General features: G+C 40.5%; 23 protein-coding genes. 10 read left to right on the top strand and 13 right to left on the bottom strand.

Annotation, left to right across the window (positions count from 1 at the left end):
* Positions 1-87: 87 nt before the first annotated feature.
* Together KPL72_RS04020 and KPL72_RS04015 are read right to left on the bottom strand one after the other, a co-directional pair.
* On the bottom strand, positions 88-1,149 hold the full coding sequence (locus KPL72_RS04020; protein WP_212918742.1) for an AI-2E family transporter: 1,062 nt from the start codon (positions 1,147-1,149) through the stop codon (positions 88-90).
* A 12-nt stretch (positions 1,150-1,161) separates the two neighbouring features.
* Positions 1,162-1,407 carry a sulfurtransferase TusA family protein gene (locus KPL72_RS04015; protein ID WP_219701959.1) on the bottom strand — a complete coding sequence of 82 codons (246 nt, stop codon included), beginning with the start codon at positions 1,405-1,407 and terminating at the stop codon, positions 1,162-1,164.
* Between the two features lie 251 nt (positions 1,408-1,658).
* Here KPL72_RS04015 and KPL72_RS04010 point away from each other — a divergent pair, with 251 nt between their 5' ends.
* On the top strand, positions 1,659-2,864 hold the full coding sequence (locus KPL72_RS04010; protein WP_249422091.1) for a M48 family metallopeptidase: 1,206 nt from the start codon (positions 1,659-1,661) through the stop codon (positions 2,862-2,864).
* A gap of 63 nt (positions 2,865-2,927) precedes the next feature.
* Here KPL72_RS04010 and KPL72_RS04005 read toward each other — a convergent pair whose 3' ends face one another.
* The 3 genes from KPL72_RS04005 to KPL72_RS03995 are packed head-to-tail and all read right to left on the bottom strand — an operon-like array spanning position 2,928 to position 3,841.
* Entirely contained in the window at positions 2,928-3,209 is a 282-nt protein-coding gene (locus tag KPL72_RS04005) for a hypothetical protein (protein WP_212918739.1), read from the bottom strand.
* 33 nt (positions 3,210-3,242) lie between these two features.
* Positions 3,243-3,515, bottom strand: a complete 273-nt coding sequence (locus KPL72_RS04000) for a hypothetical protein (RefSeq protein ID WP_212918738.1) — start codon at positions 3,513-3,515, stop codon at positions 3,243-3,245.
* Positions 3,516-3,568: 53 nt separating this feature from the next.
* The gene (locus KPL72_RS03995; protein WP_219701957.1) at positions 3,569-3,841 is read right to left on the bottom strand and encodes a hypothetical protein; all 273 of its coding nucleotides are present in this window, start codon (positions 3,839-3,841) and stop codon (positions 3,569-3,571) included.
* Positions 3,842-4,174: 333 nt separating this feature from the next.
* On the opposite strand from KPL72_RS03995, the gene KPL72_RS03990 reads away from it, so the two are divergent.
* A complete protein-coding gene (locus KPL72_RS03990; protein WP_219701956.1) occupies positions 4,175-5,422 on the top strand; it encodes a tyrosine-type recombinase/integrase in 1,248 nt (415 codons plus the stop codon).
* 47 nt (positions 5,423-5,469) lie between these two features.
* Here the strand turns inward: KPL72_RS03990 and KPL72_RS03985 are convergent, their stop codons facing one another.
* The 3 genes from KPL72_RS03985 to moaC are packed head-to-tail and all read right to left on the bottom strand — an operon-like array spanning position 5,470 to position 6,649.
* Positions 5,470-5,919: a molybdenum cofactor biosynthesis protein MoaE gene (locus KPL72_RS03985; protein ID WP_219701955.1), complete on the bottom strand. Its 450-nt coding sequence runs from the start codon at positions 5,917-5,919 to the stop codon at positions 5,470-5,472.
* Positions 5,920-6,195: a MoaD/ThiS family protein gene (locus tag KPL72_RS03980; protein ID WP_346729491.1), complete on the bottom strand. Its 276-nt coding sequence runs from the start codon at positions 6,193-6,195 to the stop codon at positions 5,920-5,922. It abuts the gene before it with no gap.
* On the bottom strand, positions 6,167-6,649 hold the full coding sequence (gene moaC / locus KPL72_RS03975; protein WP_212918733.1) for a cyclic pyranopterin monophosphate synthase MoaC: 483 nt from the start codon (positions 6,647-6,649) through the stop codon (positions 6,167-6,169). The genes KPL72_RS03980 and moaC overlap by 29 nt, the downstream gene beginning before the upstream one ends.
* Positions 6,650-6,874: 225 nt before the next feature.
* On the opposite strand from moaC, the gene KPL72_RS03970 reads away from it, so the two are divergent.
* The 3 genes from KPL72_RS03970 (at position 6,875) to trmJ (ending at position 11,515) form a co-directional block, all read left to right on the top strand.
* The gene (locus tag KPL72_RS03970; RefSeq protein ID WP_249422090.1) at positions 6,875-9,322 is read left to right on the top strand and encodes an EAL domain-containing protein; all 2,448 of its coding nucleotides are present in this window, start codon (positions 6,875-6,877) and stop codon (positions 9,320-9,322) included.
* 62 nt (positions 9,323-9,384) lie between these two features.
* Positions 9,385-10,689, top strand: coding sequence for a DnaJ domain-containing protein (locus KPL72_RS03965; RefSeq protein ID WP_219701953.1), 1,305 nt, complete (start codon positions 9,385-9,387; stop codon positions 10,687-10,689).
* A 40-nt stretch (positions 10,690-10,729) separates the two neighbouring features.
* Positions 10,730-11,515, top strand: a complete 786-nt coding sequence (gene trmJ / locus KPL72_RS03960) for a tRNA (cytosine(32)/uridine(32)-2'-O)-methyltransferase TrmJ (RefSeq protein ID WP_219701952.1) — start codon at positions 10,730-10,732, stop codon at positions 11,513-11,515.
* Positions 11,516-11,597: 82 nt separating this feature from the next.
* Here trmJ and efpL read toward each other — a convergent pair whose 3' ends face one another.
* From efpL to KPL72_RS03945, 3 genes are all read right to left on the bottom strand, one after another.
* Complete coding sequence (efpL, locus tag KPL72_RS03955) at positions 11,598-12,170, bottom strand: elongation factor P-like protein EfpL (RefSeq protein WP_219701951.1); 573 nt, start codon at positions 12,168-12,170, stop codon at positions 11,598-11,600.
* Between the two features lie 172 nt (positions 12,171-12,342).
* The gene (locus KPL72_RS03950; RefSeq protein WP_219701950.1) at positions 12,343-12,705 is read right to left on the bottom strand and encodes a nucleotide pyrophosphohydrolase; all 363 of its coding nucleotides are present in this window, start codon (positions 12,703-12,705) and stop codon (positions 12,343-12,345) included.
* A gap of 3 nt (positions 12,706-12,708) precedes the next feature.
* The gene (locus KPL72_RS03945) at positions 12,709-13,863 is read right to left on the bottom strand and encodes a M14 family metallopeptidase (protein ID WP_212918727.1); all 1,155 of its coding nucleotides are present in this window, start codon (positions 13,861-13,863) and stop codon (positions 12,709-12,711) included.
* A 37-nt stretch (positions 13,864-13,900) separates the two neighbouring features.
* Here KPL72_RS03945 and KPL72_RS03940 point away from each other — a divergent pair, with 37 nt between their 5' ends.
* Positions 13,901-14,416 (top strand): hypothetical protein, encoded by a 516-nt coding sequence (locus KPL72_RS03940; RefSeq protein WP_212918726.1) that lies wholly within the window; start codon positions 13,901-13,903, stop codon positions 14,414-14,416.
* Between the two features lie 101 nt (positions 14,417-14,517).
* Entirely contained in the window at positions 14,518-15,003 is a 486-nt protein-coding gene (locus tag KPL72_RS03935; RefSeq protein WP_219701949.1) for a putative 4-hydroxy-4-methyl-2-oxoglutarate aldolase, read from the top strand.
* A gap of 26 nt (positions 15,004-15,029) precedes the next feature.
* Here the strand turns inward: KPL72_RS03935 and KPL72_RS03930 are convergent, their stop codons facing one another.
* Complete coding sequence (locus tag KPL72_RS03930; RefSeq protein ID WP_212918724.1) at positions 15,030-15,641, bottom strand: MarC family protein; 612 nt, start codon at positions 15,639-15,641, stop codon at positions 15,030-15,032.
* 341 nt (positions 15,642-15,982) lie between these two features.
* Between KPL72_RS03930 and KPL72_RS03925 the strand changes: the two genes are divergently transcribed.
* Entirely contained in the window at positions 15,983-17,041 is a 1,059-nt protein-coding gene (locus tag KPL72_RS03925) for a 2,3-butanediol dehydrogenase (RefSeq protein WP_212918723.1), read from the top strand.
* Positions 17,042-17,122: 81 nt separating this feature from the next.
* Here KPL72_RS03925 and KPL72_RS03920 read toward each other — a convergent pair whose 3' ends face one another.
* The gene (locus tag KPL72_RS03920) at positions 17,123-17,590 is read right to left on the bottom strand and encodes a GNAT family N-acetyltransferase (protein WP_219701948.1); all 468 of its coding nucleotides are present in this window, start codon (positions 17,588-17,590) and stop codon (positions 17,123-17,125) included.
* A 131-nt stretch (positions 17,591-17,721) separates the two neighbouring features.
* Here KPL72_RS03920 and KPL72_RS03915 point away from each other — a divergent pair, with 131 nt between their 5' ends.
* Both KPL72_RS03915 and KPL72_RS03910 read left to right on the top strand, forming a co-directional pair.
* Positions 17,722-18,639 carry a ParB/Srx family N-terminal domain-containing protein gene (locus KPL72_RS03915; protein ID WP_219701947.1) on the top strand — a complete coding sequence of 306 codons (918 nt, stop codon included), beginning with the start codon at positions 17,722-17,724 and terminating at the stop codon, positions 18,637-18,639.
* Positions 18,640-18,972: 333 nt separating this feature from the next.
* The gene (locus tag KPL72_RS03910; protein WP_212918720.1) at positions 18,973-19,128 is read left to right on the top strand and encodes a hypothetical protein; all 156 of its coding nucleotides are present in this window, start codon (positions 18,973-18,975) and stop codon (positions 19,126-19,128) included.
* Positions 19,129-19,148 lie beyond the last annotated feature (20 nt).

Genomic DNA, 19,148 nt, shown 5'->3' with positions numbered 1-19,148 from the left:
TTTCTAGACACAACGCCTCTAATACAAAAAAGGCTCACTCTAAAATTTAAGAGTGAGCCTTTTAGTTGGTTAGTTTTAAAAAAATGACTAAGAGGTTAGTTGTTCCTGACTTGGCCAAGCATTAATAATGGCTTTTACCAGAGTAGCCAGTGGGATCGCAAAAAATATCCCCCAGAACCCCCATATACCACCGAAGAACAACACCGCGACAATGATAGCCAACGGATGCAGATTCACAGCCTCTGAGAAAAGCAAAGGAACAAGCACATTACCATCCAGTGCTTGAACAATTAAATATGCAACCACCACATAAATAAATTCACTCTGTGTGCCATATTGATAGAAAGCCACCAATACAACCGGAATAGTAACGGCAGCCGCCCCAATGTAAGGAATCAATACTGATAAACCAACAAGCAAAGCCAGCAATTCTGCGTACTTTAAACCAAATACTAAAAAGACAACATAAGTCACCACGCCAACGACGAACATCTCAATAAACTTACCACGTATATAATTTGCAATTTGTCCATTCATTTCATGGGCAATATTGCGCATCATTTTTCTTTCTTTTGGCAACCATGACGTCAAATAACTAAGGATTTTGCTTTGGTCTTTTAACAAGAAAAAAATCACCAAAGGCACCAATACCACATAAATTACGACAGAAAACAATGACGGAATACTCGACAATGAAAAAGACAACAACCATTGCCCAAGATTTGTTGATTCGTTAGCTAGTGAGTTGGTTATTTCATCTATTGCCGCTTGGCTAACAAGTTCACTGTGCCCATCAGCAAACTGCTGTACTTCATTACGGATAACCGTAAACATCCTTGGAGCGTCTTGGACAAGTCGCACAGCCTGACGCCATATTATTGGAACCATGACACCGATAAAAACACTGCATGCTGTCAGGAAGCTAAAAAACACAATAAAAACAGAAGGAAGATGACCTAGTCTAAGTCGTTGCAACCTATCAACTAACCCCTGCAATAGAAATGCTAAAACAATAGCTATCAAAATTGGCGCTAGAATCCCGCCCCAAAATGCCAACACACAAAGTGTAGCAATCATCAATAAAAGAAAGACCACCACTTCTTCATTAGAAAAATACCGTTTAATCAGCGTATCAACAATTTTAAACATATCGAGTCCGTTTCAGCTTTTCTGAATCACAAAGGTATATACATCATTGTCTTCACATGTTGACAATAAAGAGAATCCGACAAGAGCAACATATTGAGGAATATCTTTTAACGAACCTGCATCACAGGTCGTCACACATAAACACTCTCCAACCGCCATCTTACTTAACGCCATTTTCGCCTTTAACAAAGGCATTGGGCAACGATCTTCTCTTGCATCCAAGATTACGTCATACTGATTGCCTAGATTGATCATCATTTTATAATTTACCCAATAAATGCATTAGCCATATTATGAGACTATTTTCAAACCTTACAACAGGCTTAACCATCTTAGCTGTTGTTTTTACAAGCACTTTATCCAGTGTAAGCTCTGCGAGCATCCCTGATTTAGAAGCAAACAAAGATGAAAGAGCCCTATCGAACCCATCTTACATACTAGGACAATATTGGTTTCGCAAGCTCAATGGCAGTCGGGCATTAATCGATTTCCCCCCAGCCTACGACTATTTGAAAGATGCGTTATCGCGGATTCTTCCACAAACGAATCTTTATAACACCACAGTCGAAATGACACTTTTAAATAGTTCCCAGAGCAATGCCTTTGTCATTCCTGGCAATCACCTTTTCATTTACTCAGACATTATGGAAATGATTACCAGTGAAGATATGTTATTTGGTCTATTGGCGCACGAAGTCGCCCACCTAGATCTTCGGCATTACGAGCGCCAGACCAAACATTCAGGTGAAGAATTACAAAAAACATTAGTAATGCTGGGAGCTGGTATTGCTGCAGCCCTAGCTGGAGCTGGTGGTGATGCAACAACAGCACTTTGGTTGGGAGGCATCGCCAACCAAGCGGAAAACACTCTAACCTATAGCCGCAACCAAGAACAAGAAGCAGATCGTCGCGGTCGTGAATATTTAATCAACGCAGGGCTCGCCCCAGAAGGAATGACAAAACTATTTCAGGCTTTCTTTAAAAAAGCATTAGGCCGTCCAAAACTAGAATTTTTATCGACTCACCCGTCACCTAATTCAAGACTATCTGATTCTTTTAGTACTGCAACTAAAGAAACAATATTAAGTAACAAGACAACAACAGACTTTGAATATTTTAGAGCAACTCTACTAGCTTACAGAGCCGGCATTGAAGATAAGCCATTCATCTATTTAGACCAAAAGATTCAAGACAACGATGCGAAGATTTTTGCCAAAGGGCTTTTCTCCTATCTCATTCAATCTCCTGACCGTGCTCTAGATTATTTAAAAAAACTAGAAAATCACAATCAATTTACGGACTACCTAGAAGCTCTAAGTTATGCGGCTGCAGGAAAAAAAGATCAAGGGCTTAAAATTACTAATATGCGACTGGAACTTGCACCAAAAAACATCCCTTTTTCGATGTTAGATGCAGAATTAAAAAAATCAAAACCTATTTCAGTTTATTCTAACTATATCTATGAGCAGCGCTTAATTTGGAGAGCAAACATCCAATATTACCAGTCTATAAATAACATACCTATGGCACTAAACTATCGAGCATTATTAGACTTCAGCCAAGGAAAAGACAAGACAGCAGAGTATCTAATTAAACGTGCTGAAAATGATGCAAAAGAGAATGAAAAAAACACCATTCAACAGACATCGGCAAGATTTAAAATCATTAATGAAGCAGAAAAACAAGAGGATCTAGACGAAGAAAATAACAACTAAAAAATAGACATAAAAAAGCCAAACTAGAAGTTTGGCTTTTTTATCGACAGCAAATCAGCAGCATCACTCTGCAGATTGAGCGTGAAGCTCATCAAACTGTGCTTGCAATTCAGCGTGCTTAGCTTTGTAAGCGGAAACTTTTTGATCAACGCTGTATGCGCCATTCAAGTCAACATTAGTGTCTACGTCTGCACCCATGTTTTCAAGGGTAACAGCCAATGCTTCTACACTACCTTTCGCACTTTGAATACGGTCAGTTGGGTTTTCGCCAGAAGCAGCAAACGCGCTTGTAGCCATAACAGATGCTGTAACTAATGCTAAAATCGTTTTGTTTAAAGTTTTCATAGTGTTGTCCTCTATAATCTATTAATGCGTATATTATTCAGCTGATTGAGCGCGTAATGCATCGAATTGACTTTGCAATTCTTCGTGTTTTGCATTGTAAATTGCCGCTTTTTGATCAAAAGTATAAGCACCGTTTAAATCAACGCTTGTATCTACATTAGCACCCATATTTTCTAGAGTTGCCCCCAACGCTTCTACACTACCTTTTGCACTTTGAACACGTTCAGTACCAGTCTCAGCAAAAGCAGAAGTTGTCATTACAGAAGCCGTTAATAGAGCTAGGATAGTTTTATTTAGAGTTTTCATATTAGTCACCTTAATATTAAATAGTAATAAATTTAGTTTTAATCAAAAGATAATTATTCAGCTGATTGAGCATGTAGAGAATCAAATTGTGCTTGAAGCTCATTATGTTTAGCTTTATAAACAGCTGCTTTTTGATCAAAAGTATAAGCACCATTTAAATCAACACTAGTATCAACAGTAGCACCCATATTTTCTAAAGTAGCACCTAATGCTTCAACACTGCCTCTTGCACTTTGAACACGTTCAGTACCTGTTTCAGCAAACGCAGCTGTTGTCATTACAGAAGCAGCTAATAGAGCTAGAGTTGTTTTAGTAAAAGTTTTCATATTTATCTCCTTGAGAGAATATTCGTTTATATTTAAAATCTAAATTTGTGTAACGTTTCGATAAATTCATAATAGTCTTTTATAAAAATATAAAAAGCCCCAAACCTTACCTTCCACTGTTGTTTCAAATACGAATTAATAAATGTAAGATTGCTTAAAAATCACACAAAATAGGTACAAAGCTAAATAAATAAGACTAAAAGACCACTGAATAAGGAATAAAAAGACAAACTATGACCGCCTGACATAGGCCGAATACAGGTTGAGGACAAATCGATAGGGATAGATCGAAAAATTTGCTAATATGGATCATCTGTTTGGATATAAAAGATTATGACTCCGCTTGCTTTAATAGATAATTTGGAACATTTACCCAATCCTTTTACTCAGTTCGAAGGCATTGCCGACCATCTAAAAAAAACAACCCCTCAACTTAATGACCCTGAGTATCGTCGAGATCTTCAGCTCGCGTTGTGCTTTATCTATAGCTACAACGGTTCTCTGGCAACATTTAATTCATACCGCCGGGAAGTTGAACGATTACTACTTTGGTCATGGAATATAGCCAACTGCCCAACTACTCAGTTACGGCGCGACCAAATTGAAGAATTCATACACTTTTGTATATCACCGCCAGAAAGCTGGATCGGTACAAAAAACGTTGCTCGTTTTAAATTGCACATGGGACAAAGATCTGCCAATAAAGATTGGCGCCCATTTGTTGCCCACGTTAGTAAGTTAGAATTTAAAAACGGCGATATTCCAGAAATAAAACAACATTCATTATCTCAAGCTGCTATTCGAGCAACGTTTTCTATTTTATCGTCTTATTATGGCTTCCTTATGCAAGAAGATGCCGCCCAACAGAATCCAGTTGCTCTAATTCGTCAAAAAAGTAAATTCGTTAAAAAAGAAGTGACACGCAAACAAGTAAGACGCATTTCAAATTTACAATGGGATTATGTAATCGAAACCGCTGAAATGTTGGCAGAAGAAGACCCAGCACATCACGAACGCACTCTATTTATCATGAACGCCCTACTCGGTATGTATTTACGAATTTCTGAACTCGTCGCCGATGAACGATCTGCGCCCGTTATGGGAGACTTCATAAAAGACTCTGACGGACATTGGTGGTTTAAAGTTCTTTCAAAAGGCAACAAAGAAAGACTTGTAGCTGTATCTGATGACATGTTGAATGCATTAAAACGCTATCGACAGTTCCGTGATCTGCCATTACTGCCAACCATTGCAGAAAACACACCGCTCGTACCTAAAAATCGCGGCCAAGGTGCAATGACAAGCTCAAGACAGGTTCGCAACATAGTTCAGCTCTGCTTTGACAAGGCTTACGAGCGCATGTGTGAAGATGGCATGAAAGCCGATGCAGACGACCTCCGCGTAGCAACCGTCCATTGGTTACGCCACACAGGCATATCAGAAGACGTAAAAACAAGGCCAAAAGAACATGTTAGAGAAGATGCCGGCCATGCCAGCATGGCCACGACTGATAAATACATTGATACAGAATATCGAGAACGTCATGCTAGCGGCCGAAAGAAAACGCTTCGGCCTCATTAACTACCACTCACAACAAGAACCAGCACTTCTCTTTATTGTGAGTTGTGCTATTTAGACCAGCGTTCCAGACTTTCTTCGTCATTAGTATTAGCTTCTACCCAATGACTTTGTGAGCCTTCAGATTCTTTTTTCCAAAACGCGGCTCGGCTTTTTAGGTAGTCCATTATAAAATCGCACGCTTGAAAAGCTTCGGCCCGATGAGATGCACTGACACCAACAAAAACAATCTGATCATCAACTGACAAACGACCCACACGGTGTACAACACAAACATCTAATAAAGGCCAACGAGCATTAGCTTCGTCAACAATAGCTTGTAAATTCCGCTCAGTCATTCCTGGATAATGCTCAAGCTCGAAGCTGCAAGCTTCTTTGGGTAAGTCCGAAAACTGGCGCACTAACCCAACAAACATAGCCACAGCACCTGTTTGATTAGCTTTCAGTAAACTTTTATATAAAGTATCAACTTGAAAATCCTCTTCCTGTACAAGAATCATTTAACCTCCGGTGACTGGTGGAAAAAAAGCCACTTCATTAACAGTATTAGGCACAACATCTAAGTCCCTTGCGAATTCAAAATCAATTGAGGATTGAATTCCTTTTGCAAGAAGCGCCTGTCCATTATCTAATTCATTGGCTAATTGATGTTTTAATTCACTAATGCTCAAAGGTAATGCTAACTCTGCGATATATTCACTCTGCCCAATGCTTTCTTTAAGAGATGCAAAAAAAACCACTCTAACCTTAGGCATTTCCTTTACTCCAATTGCCACTTTTGCCACCTTTTTTTTCTAACAAAGACACATGTTGAATAACTATGCCCTTATCAACCGCTTTGCACATATCATAAAGTGTTAGGGCTGCGATACTAGCTCCCGTTAGCGCCTCCATTTCAACACCTGTTTTACCCGATAGAGAGCAAGTACATAACACTTCCAACTCGCAATCGCTGATGACATTAATATCTACCGTCACTTTCGTTAGCATTAAGGGATGGCACAAAGGAATTAAGTCAGACGTCTTCTTGGCAGCTTGAATACCAGCAATACGTGCCGTTGCCAACACATCACCTTTCGGCAAGCCTCCTTCTATTACTTTCGTTAATGTCGTAGGTTGCATTAAAAGAATAGCCTGAGCAGTCGCAGTGCGCTTTGTAATGTCCTTATCAGAGACATCGACCATGTGTGCATGGCCTTGATGATCTAAGTGAGTAAGTTTGTCGCTCATAAAAATCCTAAACAGTGTACAGAGATGAAAAATGTGGCCTATATTTTAAGAAAGCCAATAGGATTGCAAGTAAAGTCTTACAAGCTGCCACCTTAACACAGCAATATGATTGCTCTAAAGCAAACACACTAACCATCAAATTTTCAATTAGGAACAGCAGGAATGGTATCCAGATGTACTCTTTTATTCCTTTTTCTAGCATCATCATTGTGGGCGCAAGGTGTAATGCTCTCAGGAAAGATAGAGGAAAAAATCAATACACCTATTCCAACATTCAAAGAAACACATGCTATCTCTGCTCAGGATGCCCTACTAACAGGTAAATTCAAACAAACTACATATGACGAATCTCAAGGTTTTTCGAAAGATGCTTATTGGCATAAATTAAGTTTCCCAAAAGTAACAACACCAAATGCAAAGAAATCGATTTATCTTGGTTTAAATTACTACGTAATTGAATATCTAGATTTTTATTTATTCCATGGCTCGCAACTTCAAGCTCAATGGAAAAGAGGCGCTTTAGAAAACTGGCAAGGTGGTACGCCGCACTACGAAGGTATTTGGATCCCAATTTTACTCTCAGATCATGATGATACAACCCTATTAATACGCAAGCAGGGTAACAGCCCACTACTGACGCCATTTAAGTTGTTTGACAATAAAAGTGCCGAAACAAAAAAAGAGCAAAAGCTCATTTTCTGGACCTTTATCATCAGTAGCTTGGCTATTTTACTCGCCCACAACGTATTTGTTTTTATCTTGCTCAGACAGCCCGGATTCATTTACTACCTAGGCTTAAACATCGTCATATTTATTGCCCTATCTGTTGTTACTGGATTCAGTCGTTGGATTTTTTCAGAAGAGGTTAGTCAATGGATTATTAAAAACCTATTTGTCATATTTGGCATAGGAGCCTGGATACTCTTTCGCTTCAGTCTGCGTTTTTTAAAAGAAGTTCAAATCCCCTCCCCTGAGTCATTGATTAGAAAATATGGCGATTCTATTTTCATCACTTTTTTAATATTTACTCAATTGCTATCAGTAAAAAACGTGGCTTTTCTTTTTGCTGCAATAGAAATTTTCATGTTTCTGATTTGTACCTATTGGGGCATAAAGGCTTATGTTAAGGGTTTTATAGCAGTTCGATTTTATCTATTTTCTTGGTTCTTTTTGATCATCGGCAGCATACTAAACACGCTAATTTTTTGGAAAATACTGCCAATAAACTTCATCACAGAGTCGATTCTTCCTGTGTTTAGCATACTTCAATTACTTGGTTTTTCTTTTGCCTTTGCTGATAAAGCGAAACAATTTGAACGCAATCGAAAACTGCAGGCACTAACCGATTCACCAACAGGTTTACCGAATCGAACCTACTATTTCAGTAAGTTGCCAGCATTAGTTGCAGAAATGGCGAAAAATCCACCACAGCTAGCACTTATCATGATAGACATCAGTAACTATCAAACTCTATGCCAAGCCTTTGGTCCCGCAAAAGCAGACTCCGCTATATCAGAAGTAATTCAAAATATTCAACGACAATTGATAAACATGGAAGGCATTTTATCTTTCCCTTTACCCAATAAAAACAGTTACAAAGTCATTCGGATAACGGCAACCAACATTATTTTGATTAGTACAAAGCCAGAGCAAATAAAACAACAAATACTTCACATTCAAGAAATTCTCGATGCCCCAACATTGGTTAACAAAATTCATTTCAGGCATCAGTACAAAATTGGTAGTGCTCTTTACCCTTCACAAGGATTAGATCTAGACAAGCTTTATCAAAATGCACTCATCGCCAATCATTCTGTTAGTTATTCGTCTGGGAGCTGGGTTGCATTTACCGATAATCTAAAAAGTAACCACGCTCATCAATTGGGCTTAATTACTCAGTTAACAAATGATATTGAACATGAAAAGCTCTATTTTCACATTCAGCCTCAAGTCAAATTAGTTGATCGAAGTATTATCGGTGGTGAAGTGCTTATTCGGTGGCACAATGAACATTTAGGGCAAGTATCACCAGCAGAGTTCATTCCGCTAGCAGAACAAACTGGTCTTATATATAAGCTCACCGATATGTTGTTTGAAAAAGTGTTTCATTGGACATCAGAACACCCTAAAGCTTTATCATTACAAAGCCTATCCATCAATATATCTGCGTTGGATTTACTACAAGAAGGCTTTGCCAAGCGCGTTATTGATCAACTTCAAACGTACCGTTTAGCGGCCAGCAAGTTCACAATAGAAATCACTGAAACCAGTATTTTTCAAAATAACGATATAGTTCATGACAACGTTAAACAGCTACATCAAGCAGGCTTTAGGCTTGCCATCGATGATTTTGGTGTCGGTTATAGCTCTATGCAAAACCTCGTAGCCTTAGAAACAGATGAGTTAAAAATTGACCAGTTCTTCGTGATGAACTTACTAAACGATTCACAAAGCCAGACCTTATGTCGCAATATGATAGATCTCTGCAAGGCTCTGAATATTGTTAGTGTTGCAGAAGGTATAGAATCAGAAGAGATATTGCAGTTATTAAAACAATGGCAATGCCAAGTTGGACAGGGTTATCACTTATACAAACCTATGTCACCGACCGATTATCTAACGCTTTTAGATGAAAAAGTTCCACCTTTGTCAGCGCCAACAAATCGTGCATAATGCGTTAGACATTTATCTACCAACCCATCCACTACAAAGACACGGTTAATAGCTGACATCGCATGAGCCTAATAGACGATTATCAACTACTGGAAATTCCAACTACCGCCAGCGAGCAGGAAGCAAAGACCGCGTTTAGACGTTTGGCGAGGCGCTATCACCCTGACAAAAATCCTGACAAAGACACAACAGAACTTTTCCAGCGTCTTCAGGCCGCTTATGAAAATGTCACCAATGCTATTCGCCAAGGGGCACAAGTCAACGACTGGAAACCTTTTACTTTCACCAAAGAAAATACGCAGAGCTCTGGTGCAAAAAATCGCTACACAAACTATTCGACCACCACAGACAAAGAACAAGAAGCCTTTGTCAAAGAACGGCAACGTGCCTACGAAGAAATGAAGCGTAACAACGCGCACCATGAAAAAACACGTAACGATGCCATCAAAGCAGCACGAAATACCCTAAATGAAAAGCGTGTTAAAGCCCTTTACGAAGAAGCCTTCAAAGCATCTAAAAACTTCACTTCACAAGGCTACAGTTACACCGACAACCAAAGCAGTGAAAAACCAGACATACCGCCTTATCAATCCTTTGTTGACGATGAAGAAGAATTTACTCAATCCACGCAGTCATTCTATAACGATCCTGTGAGCCAGCCGATTAGATTAGACGCAGCAAAAGCCGCCTTTCGCGCAGCAACCTATATTGCTTGTTTTGCTGCCGGTATTTACAGCACACTCTATTGGCAATCATCAAAGCAAGAGGCAACTGCCGAGCAAAAAGTAGCCTCCTACATAAGTGGCTTATATCCGCAGTTTCGTGTCGGAATAAGTTACACCTTGGCAGATACAACGCTTTATGCTGAACCAGATGTATCCAGTGCTATCTTGCAAACCATCCCAGTACAATCTGACCTACAAAGCATTAAATCACAAGGCAACTGGTTAACCGTAAGCTATAACGGTGTGAGCGGCTGGGTACAAGCAAAAAACATCGGCTTTGGTAGCGCGCAACATGCAATCCAAACTGGCTGCTACGGTCAACCCGGTGCCGCACCTCAGCATGGTGAGTTAATTGGTGTAGCTGACGGAAGTAGCCGCTTACGCATTCTCAATCAATTACCTGAGCACAGCATGCTCACCTTCGAGTCCTATGACGGACAAGCACCCTTTTCCATCTATTTGTATGGAAAACAAGCTTACGCAGCCAATTACATCCCAAGAGGCAACTACCGGTTGGTGTTGGAGACAGGTTCCCTGTATCATCACGCCTGTAACCAATTCCTCTTTAATGACACAACCAAAGTCATCTTAGACAATGTCGATTTCGCCAGCACCGAGCAATCACTCACGCTGAAGCCATAATCACCCTAACTGATAAACAACCCTGAGTACTTCACGACCCATGCTAAGTAACATCCGAATCGTACTGATCAACACCTTTCATCCTGGTAACGTCGGCGCTATTGCCAGAGCCATGAAGAATATGGGACTAACCAACCTTTATTTGGTTGACCCAAATGACTATCCATCGGAAGAAGCCACCAGCCGCGCTGCCGGTGCTGTTGATCTCCTTGAAAATGCTACTATCGTTTCTACCTTAGAAGAAGCCATCGCAGACTGCAGTCTTGTCATTGGCACAAGCGCTCGTCATCGCACTTTTCAGCTTCCTATTATGAATGCTCGTGAATGCGCCGAAAGCGTGATTCCAGAAGCCGTTGATCATAATGTCGCTATTGTTTTTGGCCGTGAGACGACCGGCTTATTAAACGATGAAATCGCTCAATGTCACCGCCAAGTCTATATCGACGCTAACGATGAATATCCGGTGTTGAATATTTCGCAAGCCGTACAAATTGTTGCTTATGAAATATGGATGGCAAATCAAAATAAAGAAAACTACAAAAAAGAAACGCCTGAATACCCACATAAGAAAGACATGGATCTTTTCTACGAACATTTAGAAGAAACACTGTATGGCATCAACTTCATCATCCGTAGCCATCCAGGTAAAGTTTTAGACAAGCTGCATAGATTCTTTAATCGCTCTCGTCCTGAGAAACAAGAACTGGGGATTTTGCGCGGAGTATTGGCTGCGGTACAACGCGAAGCTGGACTGACAGAAGCAAACAATCATCCAGAGAAAAAAGCCAAAGACGCAATGAAAGAGGCGGCTAAAAAGAGTAAGTAAGCTCTTTCTTATTCTTGATTTCCAAAACAAAAATGCAGCCGATTGGCTGCATTTTTTAATTTTAACAAAGACGGTGGAAGAATTACTTCTCAGCACGACCTGCAAACTTACGCTCTTCTACGTTAACCTTAATACGGTCGCCAGTAGAAATATGCTCAGGCACTTGAATCACCGCACCAGTAGACAATTTAGCCGGTTTGTTACGAGAGGTTGCAGAAGCGCCTTTAATAGAAGGATCGGTTTCGACGACTTCTAACTCGACGTTAGTCGGCAATTCGATAACAACAGGCACGTCGTTAACTAAGACAACCTGAATACCCACTGTCTCTTCGTTAACAAAAAGAATTTCTTCTTCAACAGCACTCTTATTCAAGCTGTAAGGCGTGTAGTCTTCGTTATCCATGAAAACATATTCATCACCATCAGAATAAGAAAACATTACTTGACGACGAACAAGATCGGCAAGGTCGATCATATCGGAATCTTTGAACGTTTCATCCAATTTACGGCCAGTTACCACATCGTACATACGCATACGATAAAGACTACCGCCAGCACGGCCCTGTGGTACAGAACGCTCAATGTCTTTTACTATGTACGTTTTATTGTCATAGCTGATAGCAATATTCTTTTTGATCTCACTTGCCTTAGGCATTTTTCTTCGTCCTAAAATTACGTTTTATAAAAATAAATATGGGCATTAAATTCATTGCAATTTTGAAAGCCAGATCCTAATCCAGTTTGCTTAAATTCGCTAGATACCAAATCAAGATTTACTCTACAATTAACGGAAAATAGCCACAAATAGAACAATTAAAGGCCGAGCGTTAATACTGATTGTATTTTTTCGAGCTACCTTTCACTTTTTCGGCTGGATAACGCTCGGCATTTTTGGCAATTTTGTCTTTTGCTGCCGAAAATAAATCGACGTTCAATTTATCCGCTAAACGAACCGTAAAAAGCAACACATCCGCAAGCTCATCTTTCACTGCCGACATCTGATCATCATCCAATTGATAAGATCCCTCTTCTGTCAACCAGCGAAAGCAATCCAACAATTCAGCTGTCTCGCCCGCCAAGGCCATAGACAAGTTTTTAGGAGAATGGAATTGCTCCCACTCTCTTTCCTGTGCGAATTGGCGCATGGCGAGTTTTAATAACTCTAATGAGTCGTTATTTACAACCGACATAAATCAATCATTCGCTTTCATGTGAGCGCTATTAATCACTTGATGGATTGGATACAAGACATCTGCTCCCAAAATTTTCGCGCGCTCCGGAGACCAACCAACAACATCATCAGGCAAGTTTTTGTTATCTTTAAATGGCATTTCTAGGGTGAAAGACAAACACTTATAGGTTTCCCCTACCCATTTGGTTGCCACAGTTAAATTCGCTTCACCAAATTGTGATGGCGTATAACCGATCTCGGTCTGAAAATCTGGGCTGACCGCCGTAAAGACATCTTTAAACAGAGTCTCCATCGCTTCCATACGAGCATCAAACGACGGTACGCCTTGGCAACCATCCACAAAATTAACTGGCAAAGCTTCGTCACCATGAATGTCCAAGAATAAATCAACGCCAGTTTCAGCCATTTTCTTTTGAACTGCCAACACTTCTGGACTGAATTCTGCGGTTGGATTCTTCCACTCACGGTTCAAATTTACGCCTTTGGAGTTCACACGCAAATTACCGTGCACTGCGCCATCTGGGTTCATATTTGGCACAACATAAAAGCGACATTGCTTTAAAAGCGAGCGCGCTATCGGGTGCGATTCATCAAACAAACGCTCAAGTAAACCTTCGATAAACCATTCCGCCATGGTTTCACCAGGATGCTGGCGAGCAATAATCCAAATGTTTTTTGCCAAGCCTTGGGTTTTGCTAATCTCCAACAAAGTGATATCACGACCTTCGGCTGTTTCGCCCAAATGATCGGTAATACAATCTTCATTGCTGGCTGCCCAAGCAATCATATCTAAATGACGCTCGTAGCTGTAAGGTGCAAAGTACGCGTAATAAACACTGTCTTGTTCAGGCTGATGAGTTATCACCAATTTACCGTCTACATATTCGGTTGGTACGCGGAACCAATACTCACGGTCGTAAGACGCTACAGCTTGGTAATCTACCCAGCCATCTGGGTAAGCTGCGTCGCTGGCGTTCTCAAATTGGATGACACATTGCTCACCCATTCCGCCTTGCAAACGAAAATAAAACCACTGCAAAAATTTAGAGTTTGTATCATTAGGGATCTTTACTCTAATATTGTCCGGCTCCGAAGCATTAATAACGGAGATGTTACCGCCATCAAACGCACTACTGATCTTGATTCGGCTGGTCATTTACTCTTCCTTAACAATCAAACATTGGTTCTAAATTATGGCAAGTTTACCTATATTCATGACGGCTGTCGCCAACTCTTCCGACGAGCCAGCCTTTCCATTACTTTTTACCTGGTCGACTCACGAAGCACAAGTCAAAGAGGTACTGGTGATACCTGACGACGAATGGTTAGAAAACCATCGTATCGAGCCTAACGCACACGACCTTGATGAACAACAACTCTACGAATTTGGTTTTGAAGCCAGCGACATATTGGCAGAATGGATCAATGAATTTGATACCGATGTGATTTATGCCCTTGAGCCAGAATCGCTTAATCTTTTAGTCGAAGCCACTTACGAGATAAAAGGACTAGAACCAAGTTTCGAAGTACAAAGTATTCACTCGTGGTTTCAAGAACGGGACGTTGACCTAGACGATGCCGTAGCAGAACAAGGCCAAACAACGCCTTTGCACCTGCTACCACCAGATGAACTCGTCATTTTGCTGCTACAAATAGCGGTAGAACATGCTCTAATCGACCCAAGCGACATTCCTGCAATAGAAGACTAATCAGATCACTGAATATTGAATATCCGCTAGAAAAACTGGCCATTTAATAATCACCTGTTTAGAGTCAATAACACCACTTTTGATTCTAAACGGGTGTAAACATGAAAGACCTCCTCCCTGATCTATGCGATCTGTACCCAGAACAACTGCAAATCGCAGAACCTATTTTCACCTCTTACGGAAAACGCACTCACTTTTATGGTGAAGTGGTCACCGTATCGTGTTTTGAAGACAACAGTCGAGTACGAGAATTAGTCGCTGAAAATGGCAAAGGAAAAGTCATGGTTATTGATGGCGGCGGCAGTAAACGACGTGCCTTGCTTGGCGATATGTTGGCAGAAAAAGCCGTCAACAATGGTTGGGAAGGATTTGTGATAAACGGAGCCATTCGTGACATAGCAGCTCAATCACAACTAAACATCGGCATTCACGCTTTATGCGCGCACCCAATGCCAACGGAAAAGCGCGGCTTAGGCGATTTAGGTAAAACACTTCACTTTGCGGGAATGACGATCGCCCAGGGGGATTATATCTATTGCGACCTAAATGGGATTGCTGTATCCAAACAACCATTAGCCCTTCCGTAGAAGGGTTTATGGTTCATTTATGTCAGCTACAATGAAGCTAGCGTGTGGGTAAACAAACTACGCACACCGTTCACTAGCATCTGCACCGACATCATCAATAGCAACATCCCCATCAAACGTTCTAGCGCTGCCAAGCCTTTCTCTCTCAGTATTCGATTCAACAAAGGTGCCATTGCTAAAATAATCACAGAAATAGCCCAAGCCGCACCGACTGAAATTAATAAGTCTTGCTGATCATTTGGGTAGCTTTTTACCATTACCAACAGCGTCGCCAAAGTGGACGGCCCTGCCAACATAGGAATAGAAATTGGCACGATAAAAGGCTCCATCACGGGACCTGCGTCTTTCGTATAAGGCGATGGAAAAATCATCTTCAAGGCAATCACGAACAATACCACACCACCGGCAATAGAAATGGATTCCGTTTCCAAATGCAGCAGGGCCAAAAACTCTGCACCAAAAAACAAAAAACACACCAAAATAACCAAACCAATCAAGCCATCGCGTACCACAATTTGGTATTGACGTTTCTGCGGAACACCCTTCATCACCGACAACAAAATAGGAATATTGCCAAACGGATCGATAACAAACAAAAACAACAAGGTGGCAGATAAAATAGAAAACTCAGCGCTCATTAGATACTCGGGTTAGTGTTAGGGGAAATTGCGGGCACGCAGTTTAACCCATTACAACTCTTGGTGATAGTTGGAGCTATTTAGACCCAGCAAATAAGAATCTCTGCTTTACTTCCAAACCAGTCAATTTTTATCTCTGAACAAAAGTAAATAGACCATGCATAACCGACAATCCAACTCGCTAAAAAAGATCACTAGATTACTCATACCATGACTTTATTATTCGAATTAATTGATAATTGTCAGTAATAGGTGTGATTTTTTTCATTCAATTTGACTTCCAACAGTGCGCTCCGTAGCTTGGCTGAGTCACTTTTTTAATCAAACACAAGGAAAGCCAAATGAAAGCTGCTCGTTTTTACGATAGAGGTGATATCCGTATCGAGGATATCCCAGAGCCTAGTGTTGAACCTGGCACGGTAGGCATTGATGTTGCTTGGTGTGGTATATGTGGTACAGATTTACATGAATTTATGGAAGGACCTATTTTTATTCCGCCTTGCGGCCATCCTCACCCTATTTCGGGAGAATCTGCACCAGTTACCATGGGGCATGAGTTTTCTGGTGTTGTTTACGCGGTTGGTAAAGGCGTAGAAGACATTAAAGTCGGTCAACATGTTGTCGTAGAACCATATATTATTGCCGATGATGTACCGACTGGCCCCGGCGAAAATTATCACCTTTCTAAGAATATGAACTTTATTGGTCTTGGTGGCTGCGGTGGTGGTTTATCCGAAAAAATCGCTGTAAAACGCCGTTGGGTTCATCCTATTGCGAATTCAATTCCTTTAGATCAAGCTGCTTTAATTGAACCGTTGGCCGTTGGCTACCATGCGTTTGTCCGCAGTGGAGCAAAAGCTGGTGATGTTGCGTTAGTTGGCGGCGGTGGCCCTATCGGTTTATTGTTATCAGCAGTTTTAAAAGCAAAAGGCATCACTGTCATCATGACAGAGCTAAGTGCGAAGCGAAAAGAAAAAGCTCTCGACACAGGCGTAGCGGATTACATTTTAGATCCAACTGAAGTGAACGTCACAGACGAAGTAATGAAGATTACGGAAAACCGTGGTGTAGATGTTTCTTTCGAATGCACCAGTAACAACAAGGTTTTAGATACTTTGGTTGAAAGCACCAGAGCGACAGGGACAATTGTGATTGTCTCCATTTGGAGTCATCCAGCTACAGTCAATGTTCATAGCGTTGTCATGAAAGAACTGGATATTCGCGGTACGATTGCTTATGTAAACAACCATGCAGAAACCATTAAACTGGTTGAAGAAGGAAAGGTAAACTTAGAACCTTTTATTACTCAAAGAATAGAATTAGATGACCTGATTTCTCAAGGGTTCGATACCTTAATTCACAACAATGAATCCGCTGTGAAAATTATTGTTCGTCCTTAAAACCACCGAATGGTATCGGCTTGTACTCGGTACCATTCTCTTTTTTTCCATATCAAGACGGAAAATAAGTCCTCTAAGTGTTTATTCAAACCTTCTTTCCATCACATAATTAGTCAGTTCCTGACCACGCACAGAAATTTTCTGCTCATTCACAAGCGAAAAGCCAAAGCACTCAAAGAAAGGGCGTGCGGTAATACTGACATGAGCATAAAGACGAGAAACGTCTCGTTCGTCTGCTAAGCATAAAATATAGTTCATCAACACTCTTCCTATGCCTTGCCCCTGATATTCATGATGACAAAAGAAATGATCAATCAAACCATCTGGCTGTAAGTCGCAATAACCCACAATCACATCATCTAACTCAGCGACTAAAGGTTGGAGGTCCGTCATCTTGTTTTGCCAAACAGACATATCAAAAGACTCTGGCGCCCAAGCCTCAATCTGAGCTTGAGAGTAATCCCGAGCATTCACAACACGAACCGTATTAAAAAATAAATGCCACAGGGCTTCAGCATCGTTAGCTTGATATGGACGAATTTTAATCATGATATTTCCCTATAAAATCTATATTGGTTAATAACGGCATCAATAACATTGCAAATACGACCATCAAAACATTAATGTCACAATAGCTTTGTAGAATGCCCACATTGAATTGAGCCCTAAGGAACCATTTAATGAAATTTAAAGCTCTATTGCCGTTGCTTTCTGCTGTATTAATTATTGTTTCTACGTTTACCAATGCCGAGACGTTATACGCCGGTAAGGTAACTCAAGTAACGCTTCGCGATTTGATCCCTACTCAACCATCAATTGGCTATGATCAGGTGTATTACAAATTGGGACGCTATAAGCTGGATAGTAAGAAAAAATTTGATGAAATCTGTGAAGCAAATGGCCAAAAGGGCTTGGCGCATTTCGATACAAACTCAACACCAAACGATGCCACAAGCTTTCAATGCGATGAACCAGTAGGTTCGCGCCTTAAAGACATGAAAACCATTGTGATTGCCCCTAACGGTCATTACTACTTAACAGATGGCCACCATACTTTAAATGCATTTTGGCATATGCAAGGTGGCGGAGAGCAATTTAAAATAAATGTCGTTGTCGCCAAAGATTATCGTAATCTAACCAATATGAGTCAATTCTGGAACGCGATGATAGCGGATGGCAATACTTGGCTACAAAACAGTAAGGGTAACGACATCACTTATAAAACCTTGCCAACATCACTGGGGATGGAGCATTTCGAAAACGATAAATATCGTTCACTTATGTACTTTTCACGAGATATTGCTTGGGATAAACCTGCAGAGCCAGTGCCCTTTCTAGAGTTCTATTGGTCACGAGAACTACGCAAAGACATTGATCTCGATAAGTATGACTTAACCACAAAAGATGGCTATCGCAAAGCGGTCTCTGACGTTAGCCATTATTTAGTTGCCATGAACAACGATGATTTGGGAGGTTCTGGAAAATCAACAAAAGAGATGGGGCAGTTCGATAGCTTTAATGATAAAAACCTAAATAAATTGTTCGATCCTAAAAAAGGCAAAGCGACGTTCATGCTGAAATATAAGAACAATCTATAAGCTCAAACCTTGCTCTTTGTATCACTTGGCGCTTCTTCTAAAGTTTTTTGATAGAAGCGTTATAACAATGTTTGATGCGTTTCAACATTTATATCCAATCGGTCAAAACATTGAATTTTAAACATCCTCAAATGCACCACATTCCATTAGTTTTATGAATGAAACATGCAAAAAACCTTATATTTTCCGGTTATTTAGCGCTAATTTAAATGTCATATAAAAACACCATGATCAGTGAGTTTATTTCATCATTTTAGTGAAAATACGTCGTTTGTTGAGCAGAATATGCGGCCCTATTATCAGTGCACAAACCAACCTGAAGGGGAAAAAACCATGAAAAAAATGGCGACAAAAAACAGCCTACAAAAAATCAAAAAAACACTGGCTCGCGCTTATGCGGTATACATGATGAAAGGCAGCTTCTACAAACTATCTACTTTCAATATTGGCGGTGTTAGACGTATAAATTGGAGCGGTTGCGACTTATAATTCAGCGTTACCTTCTCCTC

This window comes from Marinomonas lutimaris, from assembly GCF_019426345.1.
Taxonomy (GTDB): Bacteria; Pseudomonadota; Gammaproteobacteria; order Pseudomonadales; family Marinomonadaceae; genus Marinomonas; species Marinomonas lutimaris.
The sequence above is the reverse complement of the archived record's forward strand: the minus strand, read 5'-3'. Positions and strand labels throughout refer to the sequence as shown.

Bases quoted from the DNA above. Each gene is read 5' to 3' on its own strand.
- KPL72_RS04020 (WP_212918742.1), bottom strand. From the start codon at position 1,149: ATGTTTAAAATTGTTGATACGCTGATTAAACGGTATTTTTCTAATGAA.
- KPL72_RS03990 (WP_219701956.1), top strand. From the start codon at position 4,175: ATGACTCCGCTTGCTTTAATAGATAATTTGGAACATTTACCCAATCCT.
- KPL72_RS03930 (WP_212918724.1), bottom strand. From the start codon at position 15,641: ATGAGCGCTGAGTTTTCTATTTTATCTGCCACCTTGTTGTTTTTGTTT.
- KPL72_RS03995 (WP_219701957.1), bottom strand. From the start codon at position 3,841: ATGAAAACTTTTACTAAAACAACTCTAGCTCTATTAGCTGCTTCTGTA.
- efpL (WP_219701951.1), bottom strand. From the start codon at position 12,170: ATGCCTAAGGCAAGTGAGATCAAAAAGAATATTGCTATCAGCTATGAC.
- KPL72_RS03915 (WP_219701947.1), top strand. From the start codon at position 17,722: ATGAAATTTAAAGCTCTATTGCCGTTGCTTTCTGCTGTATTAATTATT.
- KPL72_RS03985 (WP_219701955.1), bottom strand. From the start codon at position 5,919: ATGATTCTTGTACAGGAAGAGGATTTTCAAGTTGATACTTTATATAAA.
- KPL72_RS03925 (WP_212918723.1), top strand. From the start codon at position 15,983: ATGAAAGCTGCTCGTTTTTACGATAGAGGTGATATCCGTATCGAGGAT.
- KPL72_RS04000 (WP_212918738.1), bottom strand. From the start codon at position 3,515: ATGAAAACTCTAAATAAAACTATCCTAGCTCTATTAACGGCTTCTGTA.
- KPL72_RS03910 (WP_212918720.1), top strand. From the start codon at position 18,973: ATGAAAAAAATGGCGACAAAAAACAGCCTACAAAAAATCAAAAAAACA.
- KPL72_RS03920 (WP_219701948.1), bottom strand. From the start codon at position 17,590: ATGATTAAAATTCGTCCATATCAAGCTAACGATGCTGAAGCCCTGTGG.
- KPL72_RS03935 (WP_219701949.1), top strand. From the start codon at position 14,518: ATGAAAGACCTCCTCCCTGATCTATGCGATCTGTACCCAGAACAACTG.
- KPL72_RS03950 (WP_219701950.1), bottom strand. From the start codon at position 12,705: ATGTCGGTTGTAAATAACGACTCATTAGAGTTATTAAAACTCGCCATG.
- KPL72_RS03940 (WP_212918726.1), top strand. From the start codon at position 13,901: ATGGCAAGTTTACCTATATTCATGACGGCTGTCGCCAACTCTTCCGAC.
- KPL72_RS03970 (WP_249422090.1), top strand. From the start codon at position 6,875: ATGCTCTCAGGAAAGATAGAGGAAAAAATCAATACACCTATTCCAACA.
- trmJ (WP_219701952.1), top strand. From the start codon at position 10,730: ATGCTAAGTAACATCCGAATCGTACTGATCAACACCTTTCATCCTGGT.
- KPL72_RS03945 (WP_212918727.1), bottom strand. From the start codon at position 13,863: ATGACCAGCCGAATCAAGATCAGTAGTGCGTTTGATGGCGGTAACATC.
- moaC (WP_212918733.1), bottom strand. From the start codon at position 6,649: ATGAGCGACAAACTTACTCACTTAGATCATCAAGGCCATGCACACATG.
- KPL72_RS04015 (WP_219701959.1), bottom strand. From the start codon at position 1,407: ATGATGATCAATCTAGGCAATCAGTATGACGTAATCTTGGATGCAAGA.
- KPL72_RS03965 (WP_219701953.1), top strand. From the start codon at position 9,385: ATGAGCCTAATAGACGATTATCAACTACTGGAAATTCCAACTACCGCC.
- KPL72_RS04005 (WP_212918739.1), bottom strand. From the start codon at position 3,209: ATGAAAACTTTAAACAAAACGATTTTAGCATTAGTTACAGCATCTGTT.